The organism is Microvirga thermotolerans (assembly GCF_009363855.1).
Lineage (GTDB): Bacteria > Pseudomonadota > Alphaproteobacteria > Rhizobiales > Beijerinckiaceae > Microvirga > Microvirga thermotolerans.
Window position 1 is genome coordinate 1,789,442 of the sequence record NZ_CP045423.1, and the last position, 20,506, is coordinate 1,809,947.

A 20,506-nucleotide genomic window follows, 5' to 3' on the forward strand; every position below is an offset into this window, starting at 1 on the left:
CTAGAGCCGCGACGTTCCAGGCGGAGCCCGCCGCCATTCGCCGGACCGCGCGACCCGGGCGCCGCGACCGCGGCCGGGCTGCTTTCTTGCTTTTTCCGGTCCTGAATCGGCCCGCTTCCAAAAGTTCAACGCATTTCCGCAAGCTGCCGCGGACCGTAGCCGCATTTATAGGGTGAGAATGGTCGCGGAACGGCTCTCGAACAAGGCGCGAACATCCGAGGGGGCGTATGTTATGGCTTCTGAGGGCGCAAGAAGAACAAATCGAGAGTTCCCATCACAACTTGATGATTGCTTGGCCGGCATTCATGAGGAAACGGCGGACCGAAACGAGTTCAAGACGTTCTCTATAACTCCTAAGGATTAAGAGCGCTCATTACGGATGAGGGGCAGTTCGAATCCGCTGGCAGCGCGTTTAATGTCCGAGGGATTGTTACGTTCCGAGGGGAGACGTTGATGCGCACTCTGCCGAAATTCCTGATGGCCACGACGGCGTTCCTTGCCGTGGCAAGCACCGCCGCCCCGCCCGCTCAGGCCATGGGCAAATGGCGCGCCTGGTGGTTCCATCACCATCATCCGGGAGGCTCTCCCGGAGGTTCCCCCGGCGGTTCGCCGGGCGGCTCCCCTGGCGGTACGCCCGGAGGTTCCCCGGGCGGCGGCTCCAATCTCGGCGCGCCGGGGCCGATTGCGGGCGCGGGCCTGCCCTTCATTCTTCTCGCCGGCGGCTACGTTCTCGTCCGCCGTCGCCGCAATCGCCGCCGCGCGATGATGCAGCAGGCGGAGGCTCCGACGGTGCAGACCGCTCCCCGCTGAGGAGGGGCTCCGGTCCCAACGCACGTCATTTCCGGATCCGGCTGAGGTCCCTACGCTTCAACCGGGTCCGCAAGGCCGGGTATATGCGGGTCAGCGCCATCGACGGTTTTGGCCTCGCCTCCTCGTTCCGCGTGTTTCCATGACCCGGAGGACGATCCCGAAGAAGCGTCGAACGCGATCTCCGGAGCTGCCTGAGGCGGGGGCGCCGCGCGCCCTCCCGGCGCATGCGCCGGACCCTCCACGATTTTTGCGGCCAAGGTGAATCGGTCCGCTCGCGCAGGCGTTACGGGTCGATGAGACCGATCGACAAACACGAATTCGGTGCCCTGTGGGCGCTTCTGTCGGGCGTCGGCCTGTCCGCCCTGGCGATCCTGATCGCGCTCTATGCGATCCACGGCTGAGCCGCGCACAGGAACGGCGGCGGCAAGCGGCGGCGCGCGGGACGCGGTCAAGCGTCATGACTATGGGACAGGCACCTGCGTCGTGCCGATGCGGCGAGCGAACGCCTCGGTCAGCGGGCTGGCTGTGAGGCCATGGGCCAGGATGCTGAGGATCACCGTCCAGGCGACCGTTGCCGTAAGGACATCGCTGGCCGGCAGGTTCGCATCGAGCACGATGATGGCGAACACGACGCTCGCCAGGCCGCGGGGGCCGAACCATCCGAGAAAGAGCTTGCCGTCGCCTCCCAGATCCGTGCCGGCCATGGCCAGCCAGACCGGTCCCATCCGAATGACCGTGAGGCTCAGAACGGCATAGGTCGCGATCTCCCAGGTCAGCCGGCCGAGAGCCTGTCCGATGACGGCTGCCCCGAAGAGCACCCACGTCAGAAGGCCGAAAAGATCGCCGGCGCCTTCGGCCGAAAGAAGGAGCTCATGCTTCCGCTCCCGGTGCCGGGCCATCCCGCCGGCCACGACTCCTCCGGCGAAGCAGGCGATGAATCCGCTTCCGCCCAGCGCCTGGGCGGCCGCGAAGGTGGTGAACGCCAGCGCGACCGCGGGTAGCTGCCGCCAGGTCGCGCTCGACCAGCCTTGGTCGGCGGACAGCCGAAGCGCCCAGACGCCGGCGGCCGCAAGCCCTGCGCCGACGGCAAGTCCGATCCCGATTTCCTGCGCGAAGTGGTGGAGCACCAGTTCCCACGATCCCGCACCGTCGACGGGTTCGGCCGCGAGTGCCAGCAGAACGAGGAGAATGGGCACGCAGATGCCGTCGTTGAGGCCGCTCTCCACGTTGAGGCCCTCCCGGATCCGTGCGGGAACGGAGGGGTTGACCACAACCGCCTTGCCGAGGGCCGCATCGGTCGGGGCCAGCATCGTGGCGAGCAGGGCGCTCTCGGTCATCCCGAACGCCGGGAAGAGCAGGGCGGCTATGGCGGTGCCCAGCAGGATCGTCAGGGGCAGGCCGATCAGCAGAAGGCGCTCCGGAATCGCATAGCTGATCCTGAGAACCCTGAGATCGGCGTTGGCCGCATCCGTGAACAGGACCAATGCCAGGGTGAGCTCGGCCAGGGTCCGGAGGCTCCGCGCATGGACATCCAGAGCGAACCAGTTCAGGACCTCCGGGCCGACGGCGAGCCCGAATGCGGCGAACACGAGAGCCCCTGCAACGGGCGTGCGCTCGAGCCGCCCCGCCACGAGGGCGTATACGAACGCGAAGGCGAACAGGATGGCCATATCCCGGTACATGTTCGACCGCCTCCATTCACGGCGGGCTCAATCCTCGTCCACGATCCTCAGCCGCGCTCGCTTGACGAACAGGAGGCGATGAAGCTCCGGTTCGCCCACCACCTGACAGAGTTCCCGGAAGCCGAAGAAGGGGAGCAGGGCGAAGAACAGGAGCAGCGTCGTCGTGAGAATGCCGAACGGCGTGCCGCCGCCGACCTCGGAAAGGCTCTCCGCAAGATCCTTGCCGCGGAAGTGCCCCACGACGATCTCCTCCAGGATCTCGAAGGTCACAAGCAGGACCGAGTATACGGCTGCCTTCAAGGCCATCGCATAGACGAGCGGCTCTCGCTCGTAGCGCTCGCCCACCTTCAACTCCTCCGCCACGAACACGATCTTCGCCAGCACGAGCGCATTCACGACCGCGAAACCCTGCCGGTAATGAATGCCGCTTTCCGAAAGGATCAGCGACTTGTGCAACGCCGAGACGGCCAGCAGCCCCCAAAAGTAGAGAAAGATGATCCCCAGGCGCTTGAGGCCGGAGACCGCTCTCTCCCTGCGGCTGAGACTCGCTGCATCGGACATCGGTCCCTAATCCTCGCTCGGAACGCGTCTCGTGGAGCCGATCTGCCGCCGGCCCGCGAGAGCGCCGGATCGAACGCGCGGAATGGGCCGGAGGCCTGGCCTCCGGCCCACCCACACCGCGCCGCCACCGCCGCTGGACGTGCGGGTCAGGCCGCTTCGCGTTTCTCGCGCAGGAGGTGGGCGAGTAGCATGCGGCGCGCACGCCGGCGGCGCAGTATCTGGCTGCCGATCAGAAGGCGCATCAGCCGGCGTTCGCCGCCGCCTTCCTCGCCCTCTTCCTCTTCGCCAAAGTCCTCCTCCTCGCCACGCTTCTCGCGCAGGAGGTGGGCCAGGAGCATGCGGCGGACGCGCCGGCGCCTCAGGATCGCGCTGCCGACCAGAAGGCGCAGGATGTGACGGTCCTCATCGCCGCCTTCCTCCTCTTCGCCGACATCCTCATCCTCTTCCTCTCCCCGTTTCTCGCGCAGGAGATGGGCGAGGACTGCGCGGCGCATGCGCCGCCGCCGCAGCAGGCGGCTGGCGATCAGAAGGCGCAGGATCCGACGCTCCTCGTCGCCGCCTTCCTCACCCTCCTCGTCCTCCTCCTCGCCAAAGTCTTCGTCCTCGCCACGCTTCTCGCGCAGGAGGTGCGCGAGAAGCAGCCGGCGCATGCGCCGGCGGCGTACCGCGCGGGCGGCGAGGGGGAGGCGCAGGACCCGGCCCATGTCGCCGCCGTCCTCGCCTTCCTCCTCGCCCATCTCTTCCTCGCTGAAATCCTCGTCCTCATCCTCGTCTTCGCGCCCCTCGCGCAGGAGGTGGGCGAGCAGGAGGCGACGCATGCGCTGGCGCTTCAGCATGCGGCTGCCGATCAGGACGCGCGCAAGGTCCTCGTCACGAGCGTTCAAAGCCATGATCATCTCCTTTGTTCGATCAGGTTGTCCTGGAGGCGGCGCGATCTGGTCCCGACTCTTCCGGCGGTGCCCCCTTGGGGCCCTTGGAGCGGGATTCGAGACTGTGGTGGATCAGCGTTCCCACGATGGCCCGGTCCAGCACATCGCGCCGCATCAGGCGGGCGGCCGGGCTTTCCTCGATGAGGGGCTTCAGCAGGATGCGGCGGAGATCGGCATCCTCCCTGGCTTCCTTGGCCTCGCCGGGCTCGTCCTCGCCGCCCAGCACGCAGGCGATCCCGGCTTCGAAGGCCTGCTCGAGAAGCTCCTCCAGCCTGGCCCGGCCGTTGTTCTTCGCGAGGCTGATCTTCTCGTCCTTCGAGAGTTCGTGGCGCGCGCCGGTGGCGTCGATGCCCTCGATCTGAACGATCTCGCCGGTGTTTGCATCGACCGTGAAGGCGAAGCGGTCCAGCCGGGCCTGCGGCGACGACGGATCGGAGGGGGTATGCTTCCGGCCTTTCCGTGGCGGGCTGGCGGATCTGTTGCTGTCGACCATGTGGAGTTCCTCCTGCGAATTCCCCCACTGCCCCGGAGGCTTCTTGCGGGCCTCGTTACAAACTGTCCTGAGGCCGTTCGCGTCAGGTCCGGCGCTTCAGAGCCAGGCCCATGCCGATCCAGCCGATCCCGGCGAAGATCAGGTCGATGCCGAGAAAGATGCCGAGCACGAAAAGGCTCGAGACCGGCCAGTGCGCGAGGATCATTCCGCCCACGAGCACGGTGACGACGCCCGACAGCGCGACCCAGACCCAGGGTGCGCCTTCGGTCATCTGCATGGCCAGAAAGATGCGCAGGCATCCCGAGACGATCAGGACCGCACCGAGCATCAGCGTCAGGACGGCGGCGGCCAGAAGCGGGTTACGGAAGGTCACGATGCCTGCGACCACGTAGAGCGCGCCGAGAAGGGCCCAGAGAAAGAACTTGCCCCAGCTCTTCACGCCGAAGGCGTTGACGATCTCGGCAACGCCGCTCACGAGCATCATGACGCCGACGACCGCCACGGAGACGGCCGTCGCCATGACGACGCTGCCGAGGGCGACGAGGCCGGCAATCAGGAAGATCGCCCCGAGCGCGACGATCCAGCCCCATTTGACGCGCAGCGGCTCGAGTTCCCGGTCCATGTGCCCCGGAACCGGCGTGCCGATATTGGCCGTATTGGACATGGGAAAGCCTCCTCAAAAGGATCCGTTCGGCGGCCTGTCGGGAACTTCCCGCTCGAGGTGGGATCGAGACGGGATTCCGCTTTCCCCGGAGACGGTGAACGGATCGATTCTGTGTTGCGACCGAGCCGTCGTCGACGCGACGGAGGATACGAGGCGCCAGGGCGTCGAAAGCGGCCTTCATTGCATCGCTCCCTCGGGATCGAAGCATTACGCTACGCTGGCCTTTGTTCAGTCTTCGAGAGAGCCGATAAGATCATGACCGGCCACGGCCTGCTTGACCGAGCAGGACAATGCCTGAACCTTTTGCGACACCCGTCGCCGCGGTTCATGCGGCGAAAGCGCCGCGCAGCCGGGAGCTTGGCTGGCCGGGGCCCGCCGTCTCGCAGGTTCGCCCGCCCGGACCCGCCCGCGTCGGGAATCCGATGAAGGGGCATGAACGTTGCGCCTGTGGCGCTACAGTCCAGCCGGCTCGGTCCGCGGCTCTGATGGTGGCCTGGGCCATGCAGGAGGGGGCTGCGCGGTCTATCGATCTGCCGAATCCGCAGGCGAGGGAGGATGCGAAGCTTCCGGAGCGGGAAACGGAGTTCCGCTGAGCAGCGACACCGATGCGCCACAGCCGCGTGAGCGGGTGACGCGCGAAAAAAGCTTCTTGGATTTCAGGGGCTTAAAGTGGCTGGGGGACCTGGATTCGAACCAAGACTAACGGAGTCAGAGTCCGCTGTTCTACCATTAAACTATCCCCCACCGGTCCCGATATCGCCGCCGCCGGAGAAGATCTCGATCCGGAGGAGGGGGTCGGGCGTTCGTGGTGGCGCTGAGATAGGGATTTTTTGGGACGCGGTCAACCCTCTGGATGACGCTTCGTCGGTTCGTCCCGGATCTCCGCCGGCGATGAGCGGCGGAAGATCATGGGGACCGGCCCGTCAGGCTTCCCGGCGGAAAGTCGTCCTGGGTGGCGAGGTCCACGAAGTCGATCAGAACCTCCGCGATTCGGTCCGCGTCCGCCTCGGCGACGTCGATATCCAGGCGCCGCGTCTCCTTGGGCAGGTACATGTAGAGGTGAACCGTTCCGGTCTCCGCGAGATCCGCCTCCAGGCTTCGGGTGGTCTTGCGCCCGTCGACGAAGAGGTCGAGGCGGCCCCGCCCGATGGAGGGAAAGCCCCGGTGGGAATAGTCGTGGGCCCCGACCTCGCTCACCCTCAACTCGGCCCCGATGGCGACGAGCTTCCGGTTCAGGTCCTCCAGGAGGGGAGGAAGCTTGTCCCGGACCTTCAGCCACGCCTTGAGAGCGGCCCGTTTCCGGGCGGCCCTTGCGGCAGCCTCCCGTGCCGCCGATGCGACGCCTGCCCCGGCATCCCGCCGTTCGAAGGCCTCGCGGAACAGAACCCGCTCGAGATGCCGCTCGTTGTCCTCTCGGTTCATCCCTGTCCTCCGAGGCGATTACCGGCCGAACCGAACCGGCCCGGCTTCCGAATCGGGATTTTAGGCAGAGTCGGCCATGGGACCTTGCGCAGGATCAATATCCCTCGTTGCCAAGCGAGGATCCGGTCGGGCAAGAGGGTTCAGGGATCGTTCAACTCTGCCGCTCCATTGTTCCGTATGGAACCGGGCCGGATTCAGGTCCCGGCAGGAGACAAGTCATGACATTCGGTCGAAGGGTCCCGCGCTGGACCTTGGGGGCAATCGCCGGGGCTCTGGCTCTCGGGGCCGCGGGTGCGAAGGCTGCGCCCCTTCCCGTGGGCCCGGTGGAGGCGCCGGCAACCCTGCGGCAGGTCCAGTTCTTCTATGACGGGCCGGACTACGACGATCCGCCGCCGCCCCGCTATTACGGCCCGCCGCCGCGCTACTACCGGCCTCCGCCGCCCCCGCCGGGCTACGGTTACTACTACGACCGCGAGGCGGCGAAGGAGTACATGAAGGACTACCGGCGCGCCCAGAAGGAGATTGCCAAGGATCAGATCCGCGCCTGGAACCGCCGCAACGGCTTCTGATCCCGCATCCGGGGGCGGAGAACCTCTCCGGCTCGCCGAACGCTTAATCGTCCATCGCGCCGCCTTCGGGCGGCGTGTCCATGTCGAGTTCCGAGCGGAGCCGGGCGTCGTCCTCGGCCTCCGCGTCGGCCGCGGCGATTCGGTCGTAGCGGTCGAGGGCGCCCTGGAGGATGTAGGCCGCGGCCATCTTGTCCACCGCCTCCGCCCGCCGCGCGCGGGAGGCGTCCGCGTCGAGGAGGGTGCGGGTCACGGCGAGGGTGGAGAGCCGTTCGTCCCAGAACAGGATCGGGCCGCCGTAGATGGGCTTGAGGTTGCGCACGAAGGCGCGGGTCGCCTGGGCGCGCGGGCCCTCGGTGCCGTCCATGTTGAGGGGCAGCCCGACCACGAGCCCGCCCACGTCGTAGCGGTCGATCAGCGCCTTCAGGCGCTGGGCGTCGGGGGTGAACTTCACCCGCTTGATGGTCTCCAGGGGAGTGGCGATCCGCCGCTCCACGTCGGACAGGGCGAGGCCGATGGTCTTCGTACCGAGATCGACCCCCATCAGGCGCGCGCGGGCGGGCAGCCCCTGCATGAGCGCGGTCAGCTCCTGGTCCTTGGCGGGCAAAGCGGCCTCCTTGTCGGCGGGCACTTTACAGGAAGAAGGGGCGGGCGTCGCCCCGGCCGGTCACGTCTCACGTCTTTCCTTACGGTACCGGATTGCCTAGCTTTCCGGTCGCCTGCGGCCTGCCTGCGGCCTGCCTGCGCCCTGCCGGCCATGGCCGCGCGCCGCTTCCGCTCCATCTCTTTCGGGAATCGAGGGTTCCGCCATGAAAATCACCTGGTTCGGCCATTCCACCTTCCGGCTCGACTTCGCGAACAGCGTCGTGCTCATCGACCCGTTCTTCACCGGGAATCCGGCCTTCGAAGGGCGGAAGGAGCAGGCCTGGGAGGGGACGACGCACATTCTCGTGACCCATGGCCACGGGGACCATGTGGGCGACACGGTCGCGATCGCGAAGGCGACCGGCGCGACGGTGATCACGAATTTCGACCTGTGCATGTATCTGGCGAAGCAGGGGGTGGAGAAGTTCGATCCGATGAACACGGGCGGGACCATCGCGCAGGACGGCTTCACCGTGAGCATGGTCCGGGCCGACCATTCCGCCGGACTCGTGGAGATGGGCGTGAACTTCCCCCTCGGCAGCGCCAACGGCCTCATCGTGAAGGCGCCGGGCGAGCCGACCGTCTACCACATGGGCGACACGGACATCTTCGGCGACATGGCCCTGATCGCCGAGATCCACCAGCCGGACGTGGCGCTGGTGCCGATCGGCGACCGCTTCACCATGGGACCGGAGGTCGCGGCGCTCGCCGTCCAGCGCTATTTCAAGCTCAAGGCCGCCATTCCCTGCCACTACGGCTCCTTCCCGATCATCGAGAAGACGGCCGACAGGTTCGTGGCGGCCCTGGACGGGAAGGGGACCCAGGTGGTGGTGCCCCACAAGACGGTGGGCGTGCGGATCTGAGGAGGCGCGGACGACGCCTCATCATCCTCCGGAGAGGAAATGGAGCCGTCATTCCGGGGCCGCGCAGCGGAGCCGGGAACCCATAAGCACCGACGTTTCAGGACAAGGCATCGCGTCACCCTTGTGCTTTCCGGGCTCCGGCAACGGCCATGGATTCCGGGCCCGGCCAAGGGCCGTCCCGGAATGACGGAGGAGCGGAGGGACGGACGGCGGCGCGATACGCCGTTTGTCGTCCCACTTCCGTCATTGCGGGCCCAGGCGGGCGGGTGTTATAGCGCGCCCAACTGCATCAAAGGGTTTGGCCATTCATGTCGGTCGATCAGAAAACCGTCCGCCGCATCGCGCATCTGGCGCGCATCGCCGTCCAGGAGGAGGATGTTCCTCATCTCCAGGACGAGCTCAACGCCATCCTCTCCTTCGTCGAGCAGCTCAACGAGGTGAACGTGGACGGGGTCGAGCCGATGACCTCCGTGACCCCGATGACGATGAAGAAGCGCCAGGACGTGGTGACGGACGGCGAAAACGCCGAAAAGGTGCTTCTCAACGCCCCCGCCCGCGAGGACGACTTCTTCGTCGTGCCGAAGGTGATCGAGTAGCGCGGCCTTCCCCTCCGCTCCCTGCGCAGGCGCGGCCGAGCGTCCGCAGGACCCCCAGGAGGCATCGCGGCCGAAGCCGGCCCGGACGCCCCGAGACGCCCACAAGAGACCAAGTCCCGTGACCGAACTGACCCATCTCACCATCGCAGAGGCCCGCGACGGGCTGAAGGCCAAGACCTTCTCCGCCACGGAACTCGCCAAGGCCCATCTCGACGCCATCGAGAAGGCGAGGGCGCTCAACGCCTATGTGCTGGAGACGCCCGAAAAGGCGCTGGCCATGGCCGGGGCCTCCGACGAGCGCATCGCCAGGGGCGAGGCCCGCCCCCTGGAGGGCATTCCCCTCGGCATCAAGGACCTCTTCTGCACCGAGGGCGTGGACTCCACCGCCGGGTCGGACATCCTCAAGGGCTTCAAGCCCCCCTACGAGTCGACCGTCACGCAGAACCTCTGGAACGACGGGGCGGTGATGCTCGGCAAGCTCAACATGGACGAGTTCGCCATGGGCTCGTCCAACGAGACCAGCGCCTTCGGCCCGGTCGTGTCGCCCTGGCTGCGCGGCAACACCGACCGCCGCGAGGCGGCCCGCACGCTCCTGAACGGCGCGGTCCATCTCAGGATGTCCGACTCCCAGGCGGCGACCCTGGAGGCCGGCGGCTACAAGGATCTCCTGGTGCCCGGCGGCTCCTCCGGCGGTTCGGCGGCGGCGGTGGCCGCCCGCCTGTGCCTGGGCGCGACGGCGACGGATACGGGCGGCTCGATCCGCCAGCCCGCGGCCTTCACCGGCACCGTCGGCATCAAGCCGACCTACGGGCGCTGCTCCCGCTGGGGCACCGTCGCCTTCGCCTCCTCCCTGGACCAAGCGGGGCCCATCGCCCGCACGGTGCGCGACGCGGCGATCATGCTGCGCTCCATGTCCGGCCCGGATCCCAAGGACACGACCTGCGCTGACCTGCCGGTGCCGGATTTCGAGGCTGCCGTGACGCGCGGCGTGAAGGGGCTGAAGATCGGCATTCCGAAGGAGTACCGGGTCGAGGGCATGTCCCCGGAGATCGAGAAGCTCTGGCAGCAGGGCACGGAATGGCTGCGCGCCGCCGGGGCCGAGATCGTCGAGGTCTCGCTGCCGCATACCAAATACGCCCTGCCCGCCTACTACATCGTCGCTCCCGCCGAGGCGTCCTCGAACCTCGCCCGCTACGACGGCGTGCGCTACGGCCTGCGCGTGAACGGCAAGGACATCGTCGACATGTACGAGAAGACCCGCGCCGCCGGGTTCGGCCGCGAGGTCAAGCGCCGCGTCATGATCGGCACCTACGTGCTCTCGGCGGGCTACTACGACGCCTACTACGTGAGGGCGCAGAAGATCCGCACCCTCATCAAGCGGGACTTCGAGGAGGTCTATGCGCAGGGCGTCCACGCCATCCTGACGCCGGCGACGCCCTCCAGCGCCTTCGGAATCGGCGAGAAGGCCTCGGCCGACCCGGTCGAGATGTACCTCAACGACATCTTCACGGTGACGGTGAACATGGCGGGCCTGCCCGGAATCGCCGTTCCCGCCGGCCTCGACTCCCAGGGCCTGCCGCTCGGCCTCCAGCTGATCGGCCGGGCCTTCGACGAGGAGACGCTCTTCGCCGCCGGACAGGTGATCGAGGACGCGGCCGGACGGATGGAGCTGCCCGGCGCCTGGTGGACCCAGGCGTGACGCCGCCCGTCATCGGCATCGGCGTCTGGCTCTGGGGCGCCTTCGATCCGGTCCTCATCCTGGTCGCCGCCATCCTGGGCTGGAAGGCCGACCAGGCCGGCAAGGTGGTCGTCGCCGCCATCGGGGCTCTGGCCGTCGCGGTCCTTGCATCCTGGCTCATCACGGGACTGAACATTCCCTGGTTCGCCCCCGTGAGCCACGACAGCCCGATGCTCCTGCCCGTCCGGGCCGTCGCGGCGCTGATCTGGGCCGGCGGCGCCTATGCGGTGCGGCGCGTTACGGGGCGCTAGGGCATTGGGCCAAAAAGGGGATTCCACTCCCGGGGGCGATGCGGCGCTCTAGGTTTCGGCGATGCCGCTGGTCAGGGTCGGGGCGAGCAGGGCCTTGTCGATCTCGTCGAGGGTCGCCTTCTCCGCATCGCTCACGGCGACGCCGCCGAAGCCGAGGAAACCGCCTTCCTTGCCGGCCTCCGCCGTCTCCTGCGCCACATGGCGCAGCCATGTCCTGAAGGCGGGTGCATCCTCCGGGGCCTTCTCCTGGAGGAGGGTGGAAACGGCGCGAAGCTCCGCGATGGCCTTGCCCTTCACCTCCGTGAACTGGCTGCCCCTGAACCTGTCCTGGAAGGAATGGCGCACCGCGTCCCGCGTCGCCGGATCGGCGATGGCCTCCGCCACCTCCCTGACGAGGGGGCTGGCGCCCGCATCCTGCTTCGCCTCGAGAAGGGCCCAGCCGCTGGACATGGACTCCTTCAGGAGGCCCCAGAGGCCGCTCGGCTCAGCCGCGGTGATCGCCATTCCGGCCACCATCGGGCTCGCGACGATCCTGGCCCATTCGTCCGGTGTGAAATTCGCTTTCCCGGCCATCTTCGATCCCCTTTCCCGGCTGTGGCGGAAGGATCCGCCGATGCCTCAATCCCCGTCGGCTCGGCTCAGTTCCGTAATCCCGAAGGTGGTGCAAAGCCCTTCACGCCCGGCCGCGGTGATGGAGAGGGCGCGGCTGTCCTTGATCCGCTCCACCCAGCCGAGCTCGAAAACGCGCCTGCACAGGGCCGCCCCGAGCCGTCCGGCCAGGTGAGGGCGCCGCTCGCTCCAGTCGAGGCAGGCCCTGCACAGGGCGCGGCCGCGGGCGCCGCTCCGGTCGAGGTCGATGCCGAAATCGCAGAGGAACCGCCGCCCGTCCTCGGTCAGGGCGCCCGCCTCGTCGGACAGGACGATATGGCGGCGCTCCACCAGCGCATCGGCGATGGCGGTCCCCAGCCGTCCCGCGAGATGGTCGTAGCATGTCCGTGCCCGGCGCAGGGCCACGTCCCTGGGCCCGACCGGGCGGTGGCGCTTCGGGCCGGAGGAGGCGACCGCCATGAGCGCCTCGATCGCCTGCGCGACCTCGGGCGAGGCGAGCCGGTAGTAGCGATGCCGCCCCTGCCGCGCGACCGTGACCAGGTTGGCCTCCGCGAGCCTGGCGAGGTGCCCGCTCGCCGTCGAGGCGCCGACGCCGCCGTGCCAGGCCAGCTCGCTTGCCGTAAGCGCGCGGCCGTCCATGAGGGCCGAGAGGATGTTGGCCCGCGCCACGTCGCCCATGAGGGAGGCGATTTCCGCGAGGGTGATGCCGGAGACCATGTTCGTCATGGCCCAAGTCTAGGGGAAAGTCGCGCGAAGGTCAGTGCAGGACGTTTCGGTCGTGGCCGAAACGTTCCGGTCGGGCGGCTGGGGCATCCCATCCGCCCCTGAACGGGTTCGATGCCGAGAGCCCTGCCTCGCAGAGGCCCGCAGCAGGCCTCAGGACGTCCTGCGGAGCCGAAAAGAATGAGCCTGACCGCGGTGCGGCCAGGCTCATGAACGCAGCGGAACGCTTTTGCTTACTGCTTCGGTGCCGAGCCGGTCGACGGAGCCGCCGGAGCGGTCGTGGAGCCGCTGCCGGTCGGGCCGGCGTTCGGCGAGTTCGGGGACGACGGAGCCGTCTGGGTCTGTGGCGCCGTGGTGCTGCCCGTCGTGCTCACGTCGCGGTTGCCGCCGTCATAGAAGAGGAAGGCCAGCAAGCCCAGCGCGATCACGAGACCGCCGATCAAGTAAGCGAGCGTATTGGATCCACGAGCCTCACGGTCGTACACCTCGTTCTCGCGGTTGTAGAGGTTGGGATCGCGATCCATCGGATCTACAGCCATCGTTGTCTCCTTGACCATTAACCAGGCGAACAACGCTCGATTGGGGCCGGGGTTTCATCCAGGCTCGGCTTTAAGGTTAAATATCTGTGCACAAATTATAAATGAACTTAACAATACTGTTGGGTAATCTGAACGGATGTTCAGGTTCGAAAGGGGTTGACCGGAACCGCCCGAGGCTCTTACTCCGGTTCGAAACCACCGCAATCGGAAGGCGCGAGGCCGCATGAACGCTCCGGTCAATCCAAAGAAGCTCATCAAGGGTGCGACAGGCGATTGGGAGGTCGTCATCGGCATGGAGATCCATGCCCAGGTGACGAGCCAGGCCAAGCTGTTCTCCGGGGCGTCCACGGCCTTCGGAGGCGACCCTAACAGCCACGTGTCGCTGGTGGACGCTGCCATGCCCGGCATGCTGCCGGTCATCAACGAGGAATGCGTGCGCCAGGCGATCCGCACCGGCCTGGGCCTGAAGGCGCAGATCAACCTCAGGAGCACCTTCGACCGGAAGAACTATTTCTACCCGGACCTGCCGCAGGGCTACCAGATCAGCCAATACAAGAGCCCCATCGTGGGCGAAGGCAAGGTGATCGTCGACGTGCCGGAAACCGGCGAGACCATCACCGTGGGCATCGAACGCCTCCATCTCGAGCAGGACGCAGGCAAGTCGATCCACGACCTGCACCCGACCATGAGCTTCGTCGACCTCAACCGTTCGGGCGTGGCCCTCATGGAGATCGTCTCCAAGCCGGACCTGCGCTCCTCCGACGAGGCGCGCGCCTACGTGACCAAGCTGCGGACCATCCTGCGCTATCTCGGCACCTGCGACGGCGACATGGAGAAGGGCAACCTTCGCGCCGACGTGAACGTCTCGGTGCGCCGCCCCGGCGAGCCGTTCGGCACCCGCTGCGAGATCAAGAACGTCAACTCCATCCGCTTCATCGGCCAGGCCATCGAGGTGGAGGCGCGCCGCCAGATCGGCATCCTGGAGGACGGCGGCGTCATCGAGCAGGAGACCCGCCTCTTCGATCCCGGCCGGGGCGAGACCCGCTCCATGCGCTCCAAGGAGGAGGCGCACGACTACCGCTACTTCCCCGATCCGGACCTGCTGCCGCTCGAGTTCGACCAGGCCTATGTGGACGAGCTCGCCCGGCACCTGCCCGAACTCCCCGACGAGAAGAAGGCCCGCTTCATGGCCGATTACGGCCTGCCGGCCTACGACGCCGGCGTCCTCGTGGCGGAGCGCGCCTCGGCGGACTTCTACGAGGCCGTGGCCAAGGGCCGGGACGGCAAGGCCGCCGCGAACTGGGTCATCAACGAGCTGTTCGGCCGCCTCAACAAGGAGGGCAAGGACATCGCCTCCTCGCCCGTCTCCGCGGATCAGCTCGGCGGCATCATCGACCTGATCGGCGAGGGGGTCATCTCCGGCAAGATCGCCAAGGACCTGTTCGAGATCGTCTTCACCGAAGGCGGGGACCCGCGCCAGATCGTCGAGGCGCGCGGCATGAAGCAGGTGACCGACACCGGCGCCATCGAGAAGGCCATCGACGCCGTGATCGCCGCCAATCCCGACAAGGTCGAGCAGACCAAGGCCAAGCCGACCCTGCTCGGCTGGTTCGTCGGCCAGGTGATCAAGCAGACCGGCGGCAAGGCGAACCCGCAGGCCGTGAACGAGCTGCTCAAGGCGAAGCTCGGGATCGAGTGACGGGCCGGGCGCCTCGTCATCCCGGTCTCGCCTGCGGCGCCCCGGAATGACGGGGTGAGTGAGGCATGCGGGAGGCGCCGTCACGGGATTTCGTAGACGGCGAACTCGGCATGCGTCCCGCGCAGGGCCTTGCGCTGGAGCGTGGGGTGGAGGCCGTGCGCCGCGATGACCTGGGAGGTCTGAGGGTCCTCCACGACGGCATCCGTTGCGAAGATGGAGCGGGATTCCGCAAGACCCTGGACCCGCGAGGCGATGTTCACCGTCTGGCCGAAATAGTCCTGGCGGTCGTTGAGCATCACGGCGAGGCAGGGGCCCTCGTGGATGCCGATCTTGAGCAGAAGGTCCTCGCTCCCGCGCTGCTCGTTGATGGCGCGCATGGCCTCGCGCATGCGCAGGGCCGCCGACAGGGCATGGTCCGGCGTCGGGAAGGTCGCCATGACCGCGTCGCCGATGGTCTTCACCACCGCTCCCGCCTCCGAGGCGACGATCTCGTTCAGGACACGGAAATGCTCGCGCACGAGATCGTAGGCGGCGAGATCGCCGACGCGCTCGTAGAGCTCCGTCGAGCCCTTCAGGTCCGTGAACAGGAAGGTGAGGCTGGTGATCCTCAGCCGCTGATCGATGTCGAGCGTGTCGGTGCGGTACAGGTCCCGGAAGGTCTGGTTCGACAGAAGGCGCTTGGCCGTGAGGAACGGCCGCCGCCGCCCGAGCAGCTCGTGCAGGCGGTCATTGGCGATCCAGACGGTGGGGAGCACCCGCTTCGACGTCCTGTTCTCCAGGAACAGGCGCAGCGGACCGGGGCGCAGCGTCACCGGCTCGTGGCGCGCATGCCCGCCGTTGTAGACGAGGGACAGGCTCTGGCGCTCCCGCGTCGGCTCGCCCTTGACGTCGATGAACTGCGCGTGGTGGGTGATCGGCTCGAACACGATGATGAATTCGGAAGGGAGCTGCAGGGAGAGGGAGGCTCTCTCGCCGGGCGGCAGCTCCATGGAATCGAGCACGATCTCGTCGAGGATCTCCCGGAACCGTCCGTCGTCGGGCAGGTCGACGCCCGAGCCCCAGAAGAACTGCCTGATGTAGTCCGGCATGGGCAGGGCATCGGGGTCGTGGGCGGCGATCCGGCGCACGCGCGGCGAAACGGTGAAGGTCACCTCCACCATCTCGTCGAGGGTCGGCTCGTAGCCCGCCCCACACAGGGCGCAGCTGTAGGCTTCGTGCCGCACGGTCCGGAGGCTCGTGCCCGCATCGAGCACGCCTCCACATCCGGGGCAGAGGACGTTCCAGGACATCTCGAAGAGTCCGAGCCGGGCGGCATGCAGAAAGGCTGCGATGGTGCGCTCCTCGTCGAGGCCGTGCCTGGCCGCGAAGACGAGGGCGTTGATGCGGTTCAGTTCCGGATCCGGCGCGCCGTCGATCAGCCGCTCGATCGCGTCGACGACCTGGGGATCTGCCGATTGTCTGAGGATTGCGAGAAGTTTCCGATCTTCACTCATGGTCCGCCCTCCTTCGAGGTGCAGATTGAGCCCTGAGCCCTGAGTGGCCTGGCGTGCATCGGAGAAGCGCTCTCGCGTATGCAGGGCCAGCCCGCGGATGCCGCAGAGGATAGCACTTCCCGGCGACAATGGCTTGCAAATTGAGGAAAGGCCCTCCACCGCAACGGCGAAGGACCGAAAGAACCTTGTCCGATGTCGCGCGCCTGCCTCGGCGTTCGGGAGCAGGCGATCGGCGGAGCGGGGACGGCGCCCGGCGCCTCACCGGCGGCGCCAGATCTTCCCGCTCCCCGTTCCGCCGGTCGGCAGGGAATAGGCGTATTGAGCGGTTCCGTCAGGATTCATCTTCATGTTCATCTGGCCGCCGGTGCCGAAGTTGAACGACAGTTCCGACGGCGACCGCCGGACATTGTAGACGCCGTTCTGCCGGCCCTTGAAGTAATAGGCGACGGTGTCGCCCGACACGGTTACGGTGATCGCATCCGGCCGGCCCCAGGTACCGTCCCATGTTGCTGCGGGTGATTGAGCGTCGGCCTTCCCGAAGGCAAGCAATAGAAGAACCGTTCCAAGTAGAGCTTTCGAAAAGACATGCACCGGCATGTTGTTTCTCCCCTCTTCAGGGCGAAAGATACGCTAAACATGCTGTGAGGATCTGCGTTCTTTCGAGCTACTCCCGCACCTCGTTCGAGCAATCGTGCCTTTCCTGGAAATCCTGGACGGGAATGCTTCCCGTGGGGGAGGGGATGTCCAAGACCTGCCGCGGAGGCTCCGCCGCTCACGCGACGCCGAATTCCTCCGCGTAGCGGTTGGCGACGCGGGTCTGCCACAGGCACAGGGCAGGCGTGACCACGAGTTCGAGGAAAAGACCTCCGAGCATGAAGAGCGAGGGCAGTCCCGTCAGCATCAGCCCGACGAGCCGTCCGAGGCCGCCGACGGCGACCAGGAGCGTGAGCAGCCGGAAGCGCCCGGTCTTCGCCTCGATTCCGGGCACCGTGCTCCAGAAGCACAGGCCGATGCCGAGGAGGAGGGCGGACAGGAAGCGGAAATGGCTCTCCGCCGAAATGCTGACCGCGTCCCCCGTCAGGGCCTGCCCGAACAGGACTCCGTAGAGGCCGATGGCCACCGGCAGGATCGCGAGGATCGCCACCGCCTGCTGCAGAAGCCGCCGTTCCTTTTCCATGCCGCCCTCGCCCTGGACCTGCTCCTCCCGGCATTGTGGGTGTTTCGTCCCATGAATCAATCCGGCGAGCCGATCCGATGCTCCCGTCCCGTCAAATGCAAGTCGCCTGTGGACCCGAATGGCCGCGTCAGCGACCCCAGAGGGCCGCGTCGGCGAAAACCCGGTCCACATTTGCGCGCGATGCGCTAGTGTCCGCTCCGGCCAAGCCAACCCATCGCACAGGTGCAAACATGACTGCCCGTTTCGAGCTTCACGGCATGTTCGTCTCCGGCCCGACCTACAAGGTCGGCCTGATGCTCTCCCTTGCCGGGGAGCCCTTCGACTACGTCCACCTCAACCTCATGGAAGGCGAGCACAAGCGCCCGGCCTATCTCGCCAAGCAGCGCTTCGGACAGGTGCCGATGCTGGTGGACCGTTCGAACGGGCGCCACCTCTGCCAGTCGGCGGCGATCCTGGAATACCTTGCCGACACCCTCGGCAAGTTCGGCGGCGCGAGCCTCGACGAGCGCCTGCGGGCGCGCGAATGGCTCTATTGGGATTTCGACCGGCTGGCCGCGCCGCTCTACAGGGCCCGGGTCATCAAGGCAGGCTTCCGCCCGGCGCCGGCGGAGGTCCTCGAGGATTGCCAGGCCGCGGCCAAGACAGCCCTGAAGGTCCTCGACACCCATCTTGCCGGCCGTGACTGGCTGGTCGGCGAGGGCGTGACCGTCGCCGACATCGACATCTACGGCGTCGTGGCCTTCGCCGGCGCTGCGGGAATCGACCTTGCGGACTATCCGCAGGTGGCGGCCTGGGCGAAGCGGGTGGAGGCGCTGCCGGGCTTCCAGCCGGCCGATGCCCTGCTGCCGAAGACCTCGCGCGAGGCGGCATGAGCCCCGCGAGCGCGATCGCGATCCGCGAGGCCGAGCGCGGCGACCTGGAGGCCATCGTCCGCCTGCACGAGGAGGATGAGCTCGGCACCCATGGCGACGCATGGACGCCGGAGACCCGCCCGGCCTACGAGGCCGCCTTCGACGCGATCGCGCGAAGCCCCGAGAACAGCCTCTACGTCGCCCTGGACGGGGAGGAGATCGTCGGGACCTTCCAGCTCACCTTCATCCCCAACCTGACGGGCCGCGGCGCCCTGCGGGTGAAGGTCGAGAGCGTGAAGGTGAAGGCCGCCCGCCGCTCCGGCGGCATCGGCGCGCGGATGATGGCCTTCGCCGAGGAGGAGGCCCGCCGCCGGGGCGCGCGCATGCTGGAGCTCACGTCCAACAAGACCCGCAGGGACGCCCACCGCTTCTACGAGCGCCTGGGCTACGCGCGCAGCCACGAAGGGTTCAAGAAGAGGCTTTGACCCTGGAGCGAACCGAACGGGGCGCGTCCGGAAACGGCGCGCCCCGCGCCCGTCAGGCCTTGTCGCCGCCCTTGAGGCGCTTGTTGCACGCGCTCCAGAATTTCGGCCACTTCATGTCCTTCGTGACATTGCCCGAGGCCTTGGCCGCCTTCCATTCGGCACTGCACTTCGACATGCGCTCGCGCGCGGCGAGCTGGCCGGCGGTGGGCTCCTTCTTGGACTGGGCGAGGGCCGGAAGCGGCATCGTCAGGAGAAGCGCCGCCGCCGCGGCAGCAATGGTGCGAGAGACGGGACTCGTCATCGGATAACCCCCCAATAAGCGCCGCGTCGTGGATGTGGGCGCTTTCGCATGTCTCTTACGAAATAACGCAACATGCAAGGTGCGCAGGGACGTCATGCGCCCTGTCCACGGGAAATCGTTGCGCATGCTGGCGACGGACCCGATCTTATGTCTTAACGTCGCGCGTCGAGCGTTCAGTCAACGACCGGAGAGGCATGTCATGGCGGCCGCCGCCCAACAACCGATCGAACTCTATTACTGGCCGACTCCGAACGGGTGGAAGATCACCATCATGCTGGAGGAGACGGGGCTTCCCTACAGGGTCCATCCGGTGAACATCGGCAAGGGGGACCAGTTCAAGCCCGAGTTCCTGGCGATCTCGCCCAACAACAAGATGCCCGCCATCGTCGATCCCGACGGCCCTGACGGAAAGCCGATCTCCGTCTTCGAGTCCGGCGCGATCCTGCAGTATCTCGGCCGCAAGACCGGCCGGTTCTATCCGGCCGACGAGCGCCGCCGCGTCGAGGTCGACCAGTGGCTGTTCTGGCAGATGGGCGGCTTCGGCCCCATGCTCGGCCAGACGCACCATTTCCGAATCTACGCGCCCGAGAAGGTGCCCTACGCCATCGAGCGCTACACCAACGAGGCCAACCGCCTCTACGGCGTTCTCGACAAGCGCCTGGCGGATCGGGAATTCGTGGCGGGCGAGTATTCCATCGCCGACATGGCCATCGCGCCCTGGGCGAAGCTGTGGGAACGGCAGGGCCAGAACATCGACGACTTCCCGAACGTGAAGCGCTGGCTCGCCGCGGTGCTGGCGCGCCCCGCCGTCGCCCGGGGCATCGCCGTCAGCTCCGAGGACCGGGAGAAGACCGACCTCAAGGACCCCGCCGTCCAGGCGGTCCTGTTCGGGCAGAAGGCCCGGTAGGCTGCAACATTCGCCGCTGCCGTGCCGGGGCGGCCTTCCGGGCCGTCCCGGCACGATACCGGAGCCTAGCCGCCTTCAATTGATCTTCGTCCAGGTCTGCGAGCGGCAGATGAGGCCGCCGAGGATGCAGCCGGAGAGCTGCATGGCATTTCCGCCCTTGAAGCTCATCTTGCCGGTATAGGTCTTTCCGTCCTTGTAGTTGTAGAGCTGGCCGGTGAAGCCGTCGCCGGAGGGCCGGATGTCGGTGATCATCTGGACCCCGACGAGGTTGCGGCCCCTCAGGTTCGGGTCCGGGTTGTTCACGTCCTTGGCCTCGCCCTGGACGGAGACGATGGTGCCGCAATAGGCGTTGCCGCATTTCGCGACCCTCACCCGGGTCTCCTTGCTCTCGCTGAGATAGATGCCGCTCGGGTCGGCGGATTGCGCCAGGGCTGGCCCGGCCAGGACGGCGAGGCCGAGGGTGGCGGCGAGAACGGCAGGCTTCATGTTTCACTCCCGAAAA

General features: G+C 67.2%; 25 protein-coding genes and 1 tRNA gene. 10 read left to right on the plus strand and 16 right to left on the minus strand.

Going from position 1 to position 20,506, the window contains the following annotated elements; genetic code table 11:
• Positions 1 to 453: 453 nt before the first annotated feature.
• Entirely contained in the window at positions 454 to 810 is a 357-nt protein-coding gene (locus GDR74_RS08355) for a hypothetical protein (RefSeq protein ID WP_152585877.1), read from the plus strand.
• 461 nt (positions 811 to 1,271) lie between these two features.
• Here the strand turns inward: GDR74_RS08355 and GDR74_RS08360 are convergent, their stop codons facing one another.
• The 7 genes from GDR74_RS08360 to GDR74_RS08390 all read right to left on the minus strand — a co-directional run bounded on the left by GDR74_RS08360 (position 1,272) and on the right by GDR74_RS08390 (position 6,561).
• The gene (locus GDR74_RS08360; protein WP_152585878.1) at positions 1,272 to 2,492 is read right to left on the minus strand and encodes a cation:proton antiporter; all 1,221 of its coding nucleotides are present in this window, start codon (positions 2,490 to 2,492) and stop codon (positions 1,272 to 1,274) included.
• Between the two features lie 27 nt (positions 2,493 to 2,519).
• Positions 2,520 to 3,053 (minus strand): hypothetical protein, encoded by a 534-nt coding sequence (locus GDR74_RS08365; protein WP_152585879.1) that lies wholly within the window; start codon positions 3,051 to 3,053, stop codon positions 2,520 to 2,522.
• 146 nt (positions 3,054 to 3,199) lie between these two features.
• Positions 3,200 to 3,943: a hypothetical protein gene (locus tag GDR74_RS08370; protein ID WP_152585880.1), complete on the minus strand. Its 744-nt coding sequence runs from the start codon at positions 3,941 to 3,943 to the stop codon at positions 3,200 to 3,202.
• A 19-nt stretch (positions 3,944 to 3,962) separates the two neighbouring features.
• Complete coding sequence (locus tag GDR74_RS08375) at positions 3,963 to 4,475, minus strand: hypothetical protein (RefSeq protein ID WP_152585881.1); 513 nt, start codon at positions 4,473 to 4,475, stop codon at positions 3,963 to 3,965.
• Between the two features lie 82 nt (positions 4,476 to 4,557).
• Positions 4,558 to 5,139 carry an HdeD family acid-resistance protein gene (locus tag GDR74_RS08380; protein WP_152585882.1) on the minus strand — a complete coding sequence of 194 codons (582 nt, stop codon included), beginning with the start codon at positions 5,137 to 5,139 and terminating at the stop codon, positions 4,558 to 4,560.
• A 670-nt stretch (positions 5,140 to 5,809) separates the two neighbouring features.
• Positions 5,810 to 5,883 (minus strand) — tRNA-Gln (locus GDR74_RS08385).
• A gap of 162 nt (positions 5,884 to 6,045) precedes the next feature.
• Positions 6,046 to 6,561: a hypothetical protein gene (locus GDR74_RS08390; protein WP_152585883.1), complete on the minus strand. Its 516-nt coding sequence runs from the start codon at positions 6,559 to 6,561 to the stop codon at positions 6,046 to 6,048.
• 218 nt (positions 6,562 to 6,779) lie between these two features.
• Here GDR74_RS08390 and GDR74_RS08395 point away from each other — a divergent pair, with 218 nt between their 5' ends.
• Positions 6,780 to 7,130 (plus strand): hypothetical protein, encoded by a 351-nt coding sequence (locus GDR74_RS08395; protein WP_152585884.1) that lies wholly within the window; start codon positions 6,780 to 6,782, stop codon positions 7,128 to 7,130.
• 43 nt (positions 7,131 to 7,173) lie between these two features.
• On the opposite strand, the gene ruvX is transcribed toward GDR74_RS08395, so the two are convergent.
• Positions 7,174 to 7,701 carry a Holliday junction resolvase RuvX gene (gene ruvX / locus GDR74_RS08400; RefSeq protein ID WP_152587704.1) on the minus strand — a complete coding sequence of 176 codons (528 nt, stop codon included), beginning with the start codon at positions 7,699 to 7,701 and terminating at the stop codon, positions 7,174 to 7,176.
• Positions 7,702 to 7,936: 235 nt separating this feature from the next.
• On the opposite strand from ruvX, the gene GDR74_RS08405 reads away from it, so the two are divergent.
• The 4 genes from GDR74_RS08405 (at position 7,937) to GDR74_RS08420 (ending at position 11,220) form a co-directional block, all read left to right on the plus strand.
• Positions 7,937 to 8,635, plus strand: coding sequence for a metal-dependent hydrolase (locus GDR74_RS08405; RefSeq protein ID WP_152585885.1), 699 nt, complete (start codon positions 7,937 to 7,939; stop codon positions 8,633 to 8,635).
• A 308-nt stretch (positions 8,636 to 8,943) separates the two neighbouring features.
• Positions 8,944 to 9,231, plus strand: a complete 288-nt coding sequence (gene gatC / locus GDR74_RS08410) for an Asp-tRNA(Asn)/Glu-tRNA(Gln) amidotransferase subunit GatC (RefSeq protein WP_152585886.1) — start codon at positions 8,944 to 8,946, stop codon at positions 9,229 to 9,231.
• A 118-nt stretch (positions 9,232 to 9,349) separates the two neighbouring features.
• On the plus strand, positions 9,350 to 10,930 hold the full coding sequence (locus GDR74_RS08415) for an amidase family protein (protein WP_152585887.1): 1,581 nt from the start codon (positions 9,350 to 9,352) through the stop codon (positions 10,928 to 10,930).
• Positions 10,927 to 11,220: a hypothetical protein gene (locus GDR74_RS08420; protein WP_152585888.1), complete on the plus strand. Its 294-nt coding sequence runs from the start codon at positions 10,927 to 10,929 to the stop codon at positions 11,218 to 11,220. Before GDR74_RS08415 ends, GDR74_RS08420 begins: the two co-directional genes overlap by 4 nt.
• A 48-nt stretch (positions 11,221 to 11,268) precedes the next feature.
• Here the strand turns inward: GDR74_RS08420 and GDR74_RS08425 are convergent, their stop codons facing one another.
• The 3 genes from GDR74_RS08425 to GDR74_RS08435 all read right to left on the minus strand — a co-directional run bounded on the left by GDR74_RS08425 (position 11,269) and on the right by GDR74_RS08435 (position 13,091).
• Positions 11,269 to 11,793 carry a hypothetical protein gene (locus GDR74_RS08425; RefSeq protein WP_152585889.1) on the minus strand — a complete coding sequence of 175 codons (525 nt, stop codon included), beginning with the start codon at positions 11,791 to 11,793 and terminating at the stop codon, positions 11,269 to 11,271.
• Between the two features lie 45 nt (positions 11,794 to 11,838).
• Positions 11,839 to 12,546, minus strand: a complete 708-nt coding sequence (locus tag GDR74_RS08430) for an ArsR/SmtB family transcription factor (RefSeq protein WP_210251050.1) — start codon at positions 12,544 to 12,546, stop codon at positions 11,839 to 11,841.
• A gap of 239 nt (positions 12,547 to 12,785) precedes the next feature.
• Positions 12,786 to 13,091: a hypothetical protein gene (locus GDR74_RS08435; protein ID WP_152585891.1), complete on the minus strand. Its 306-nt coding sequence runs from the start codon at positions 13,089 to 13,091 to the stop codon at positions 12,786 to 12,788.
• A 223-nt stretch (positions 13,092 to 13,314) separates the two neighbouring features.
• On the opposite strand from GDR74_RS08435, the gene gatB reads away from it, so the two are divergent.
• Entirely contained in the window at positions 13,315 to 14,790 is a 1,476-nt protein-coding gene (gene gatB, locus GDR74_RS08440) for an Asp-tRNA(Asn)/Glu-tRNA(Gln) amidotransferase subunit GatB (RefSeq protein WP_152585892.1), read from the plus strand.
• Between the two features lie 80 nt (positions 14,791 to 14,870).
• Here gatB and GDR74_RS08445 read toward each other — a convergent pair whose 3' ends face one another.
• The 3 genes from GDR74_RS08445 to GDR74_RS08455 form a co-directional block, all read right to left on the minus strand.
• On the minus strand, positions 14,871 to 16,283 hold the full coding sequence (locus tag GDR74_RS08445) for an adenylate/guanylate cyclase domain-containing protein (RefSeq protein WP_152585893.1): 1,413 nt from the start codon (positions 16,281 to 16,283) through the stop codon (positions 14,871 to 14,873).
• Between the two features lie 258 nt (positions 16,284 to 16,541).
• Entirely contained in the window at positions 16,542 to 16,880 is a 339-nt protein-coding gene (locus GDR74_RS08450) for a hypothetical protein (protein ID WP_152585894.1), read from the minus strand.
• A 175-nt stretch (positions 16,881 to 17,055) separates the two neighbouring features.
• Positions 17,056 to 17,460, minus strand: a complete 405-nt coding sequence (locus GDR74_RS08455; protein WP_152585895.1) for a DUF4345 domain-containing protein — start codon at positions 17,458 to 17,460, stop codon at positions 17,056 to 17,058.
• Positions 17,461 to 17,690: 230 nt separating this feature from the next.
• On the opposite strand from GDR74_RS08455, the gene GDR74_RS08460 reads away from it, so the two are divergent.
• On the plus strand, positions 17,691 to 18,332 hold the full coding sequence (locus tag GDR74_RS08460; protein WP_194164675.1) for a glutathione S-transferase family protein: 642 nt from the start codon (positions 17,691 to 17,693) through the stop codon (positions 18,330 to 18,332).
• Complete coding sequence (locus GDR74_RS08465) at positions 18,329 to 18,796, plus strand: GNAT family N-acetyltransferase (protein ID WP_152585897.1); 468 nt, start codon at positions 18,329 to 18,331, stop codon at positions 18,794 to 18,796. The genes GDR74_RS08460 and GDR74_RS08465 overlap by 4 nt, the downstream gene beginning before the upstream one ends.
• A gap of 52 nt (positions 18,797 to 18,848) precedes the next feature.
• Here GDR74_RS08465 and GDR74_RS08470 read toward each other — a convergent pair whose 3' ends face one another.
• Positions 18,849 to 19,097 (minus strand): hypothetical protein, encoded by a 249-nt coding sequence (locus GDR74_RS08470; RefSeq protein ID WP_152585898.1) that lies wholly within the window; start codon positions 19,095 to 19,097, stop codon positions 18,849 to 18,851.
• 199 nt (positions 19,098 to 19,296) lie between these two features.
• Between GDR74_RS08470 and GDR74_RS08475 the strand changes: the two genes are divergently transcribed.
• Positions 19,297 to 20,004, plus strand: coding sequence for a glutathione S-transferase N-terminal domain-containing protein (locus tag GDR74_RS08475; protein ID WP_152585899.1), 708 nt, complete (start codon positions 19,297 to 19,299; stop codon positions 20,002 to 20,004).
• A 75-nt stretch (positions 20,005 to 20,079) separates the two neighbouring features.
• On the opposite strand, the gene GDR74_RS08480 is transcribed toward GDR74_RS08475, so the two are convergent.
• Entirely contained in the window at positions 20,080 to 20,490 is a 411-nt protein-coding gene (locus GDR74_RS08480; protein ID WP_152585900.1) for a DUF2147 domain-containing protein, read from the minus strand.
• Between the last annotated feature and the right edge of the window lie 16 nt (positions 20,491 to 20,506).

Coding starts and splice junctions, on each gene's coding strand:
- GDR74_RS08355 (WP_152585877.1), top strand. CDS start 454: ATGCGCACTCTGCCGAAATTCCTGATGGCCACGACGGCGTTCCTTGCC.
- GDR74_RS08360 (WP_152585878.1), bottom strand. CDS start 2,492: ATGTACCGGGATATGGCCATCCTGTTCGCCTTCGCGTTCGTATACGCC.
- GDR74_RS08365 (WP_152585879.1), bottom strand. CDS start 3,053: ATGTCCGATGCAGCGAGTCTCAGCCGCAGGGAGAGAGCGGTCTCCGGC.
- GDR74_RS08370 (WP_152585880.1), bottom strand. CDS start 3,943: ATGGCTTTGAACGCTCGTGACGAGGACCTTGCGCGCGTCCTGATCGGC.
- GDR74_RS08375 (WP_152585881.1), bottom strand. CDS start 4,475: ATGGTCGACAGCAACAGATCCGCCAGCCCGCCACGGAAAGGCCGGAAG.
- GDR74_RS08380 (WP_152585882.1), bottom strand. CDS start 5,139: ATGTCCAATACGGCCAATATCGGCACGCCGGTTCCGGGGCACATGGAC.
- GDR74_RS08390 (WP_152585883.1), bottom strand. CDS start 6,561: ATGAACCGAGAGGACAACGAGCGGCATCTCGAGCGGGTTCTGTTCCGC.
- GDR74_RS08395 (WP_152585884.1), top strand. CDS start 6,780: ATGACATTCGGTCGAAGGGTCCCGCGCTGGACCTTGGGGGCAATCGCC.
- ruvX (WP_152587704.1), bottom strand. CDS start 7,701: ATGCAGGGGCTGCCCGCCCGCGCGCGCCTGATGGGGGTCGATCTCGGT.
- GDR74_RS08405 (WP_152585885.1), top strand. CDS start 7,937: ATGAAAATCACCTGGTTCGGCCATTCCACCTTCCGGCTCGACTTCGCG.
- gatC (WP_152585886.1), top strand. CDS start 8,944: ATGTCGGTCGATCAGAAAACCGTCCGCCGCATCGCGCATCTGGCGCGC.
- GDR74_RS08425 (WP_152585889.1), bottom strand. CDS start 11,793: ATGGCCGGGAAAGCGAATTTCACACCGGACGAATGGGCCAGGATCGTC.
- GDR74_RS08430 (WP_210251050.1), bottom strand. CDS start 12,546: ATGGTCTCCGGCATCACCCTCGCGGAAATCGCCTCCCTCATGGGCGAC.
- GDR74_RS08435 (WP_152585891.1), bottom strand. CDS start 13,091: ATGGCTGTAGATCCGATGGATCGCGATCCCAACCTCTACAACCGCGAG.
- gatB (WP_152585892.1), top strand. CDS start 13,315: ATGAACGCTCCGGTCAATCCAAAGAAGCTCATCAAGGGTGCGACAGGC.
- GDR74_RS08445 (WP_152585893.1), bottom strand. CDS start 16,283: ATGAGTGAAGATCGGAAACTTCTCGCAATCCTCAGACAATCGGCAGAT.
- GDR74_RS08450 (WP_152585894.1), bottom strand. CDS start 16,880: ATGCCGGTGCATGTCTTTTCGAAAGCTCTACTTGGAACGGTTCTTCTA.
- GDR74_RS08455 (WP_152585895.1), bottom strand. CDS start 17,460: ATGGAAAAGGAACGGCGGCTTCTGCAGCAGGCGGTGGCGATCCTCGCG.
- GDR74_RS08460 (WP_194164675.1), top strand. CDS start 17,691: ATGACTGCCCGTTTCGAGCTTCACGGCATGTTCGTCTCCGGCCCGACC.
- GDR74_RS08465 (WP_152585897.1), top strand. CDS start 18,329: ATGAGCCCCGCGAGCGCGATCGCGATCCGCGAGGCCGAGCGCGGCGAC.
- GDR74_RS08470 (WP_152585898.1), bottom strand. CDS start 19,097: ATGACGAGTCCCGTCTCTCGCACCATTGCTGCCGCGGCGGCGGCGCTT.
- GDR74_RS08475 (WP_152585899.1), top strand. CDS start 19,297: ATGGCGGCCGCCGCCCAACAACCGATCGAACTCTATTACTGGCCGACT.
- GDR74_RS08480 (WP_152585900.1), bottom strand. CDS start 20,490: ATGAAGCCTGCCGTTCTCGCCGCCACCCTCGGCCTCGCCGTCCTGGCC.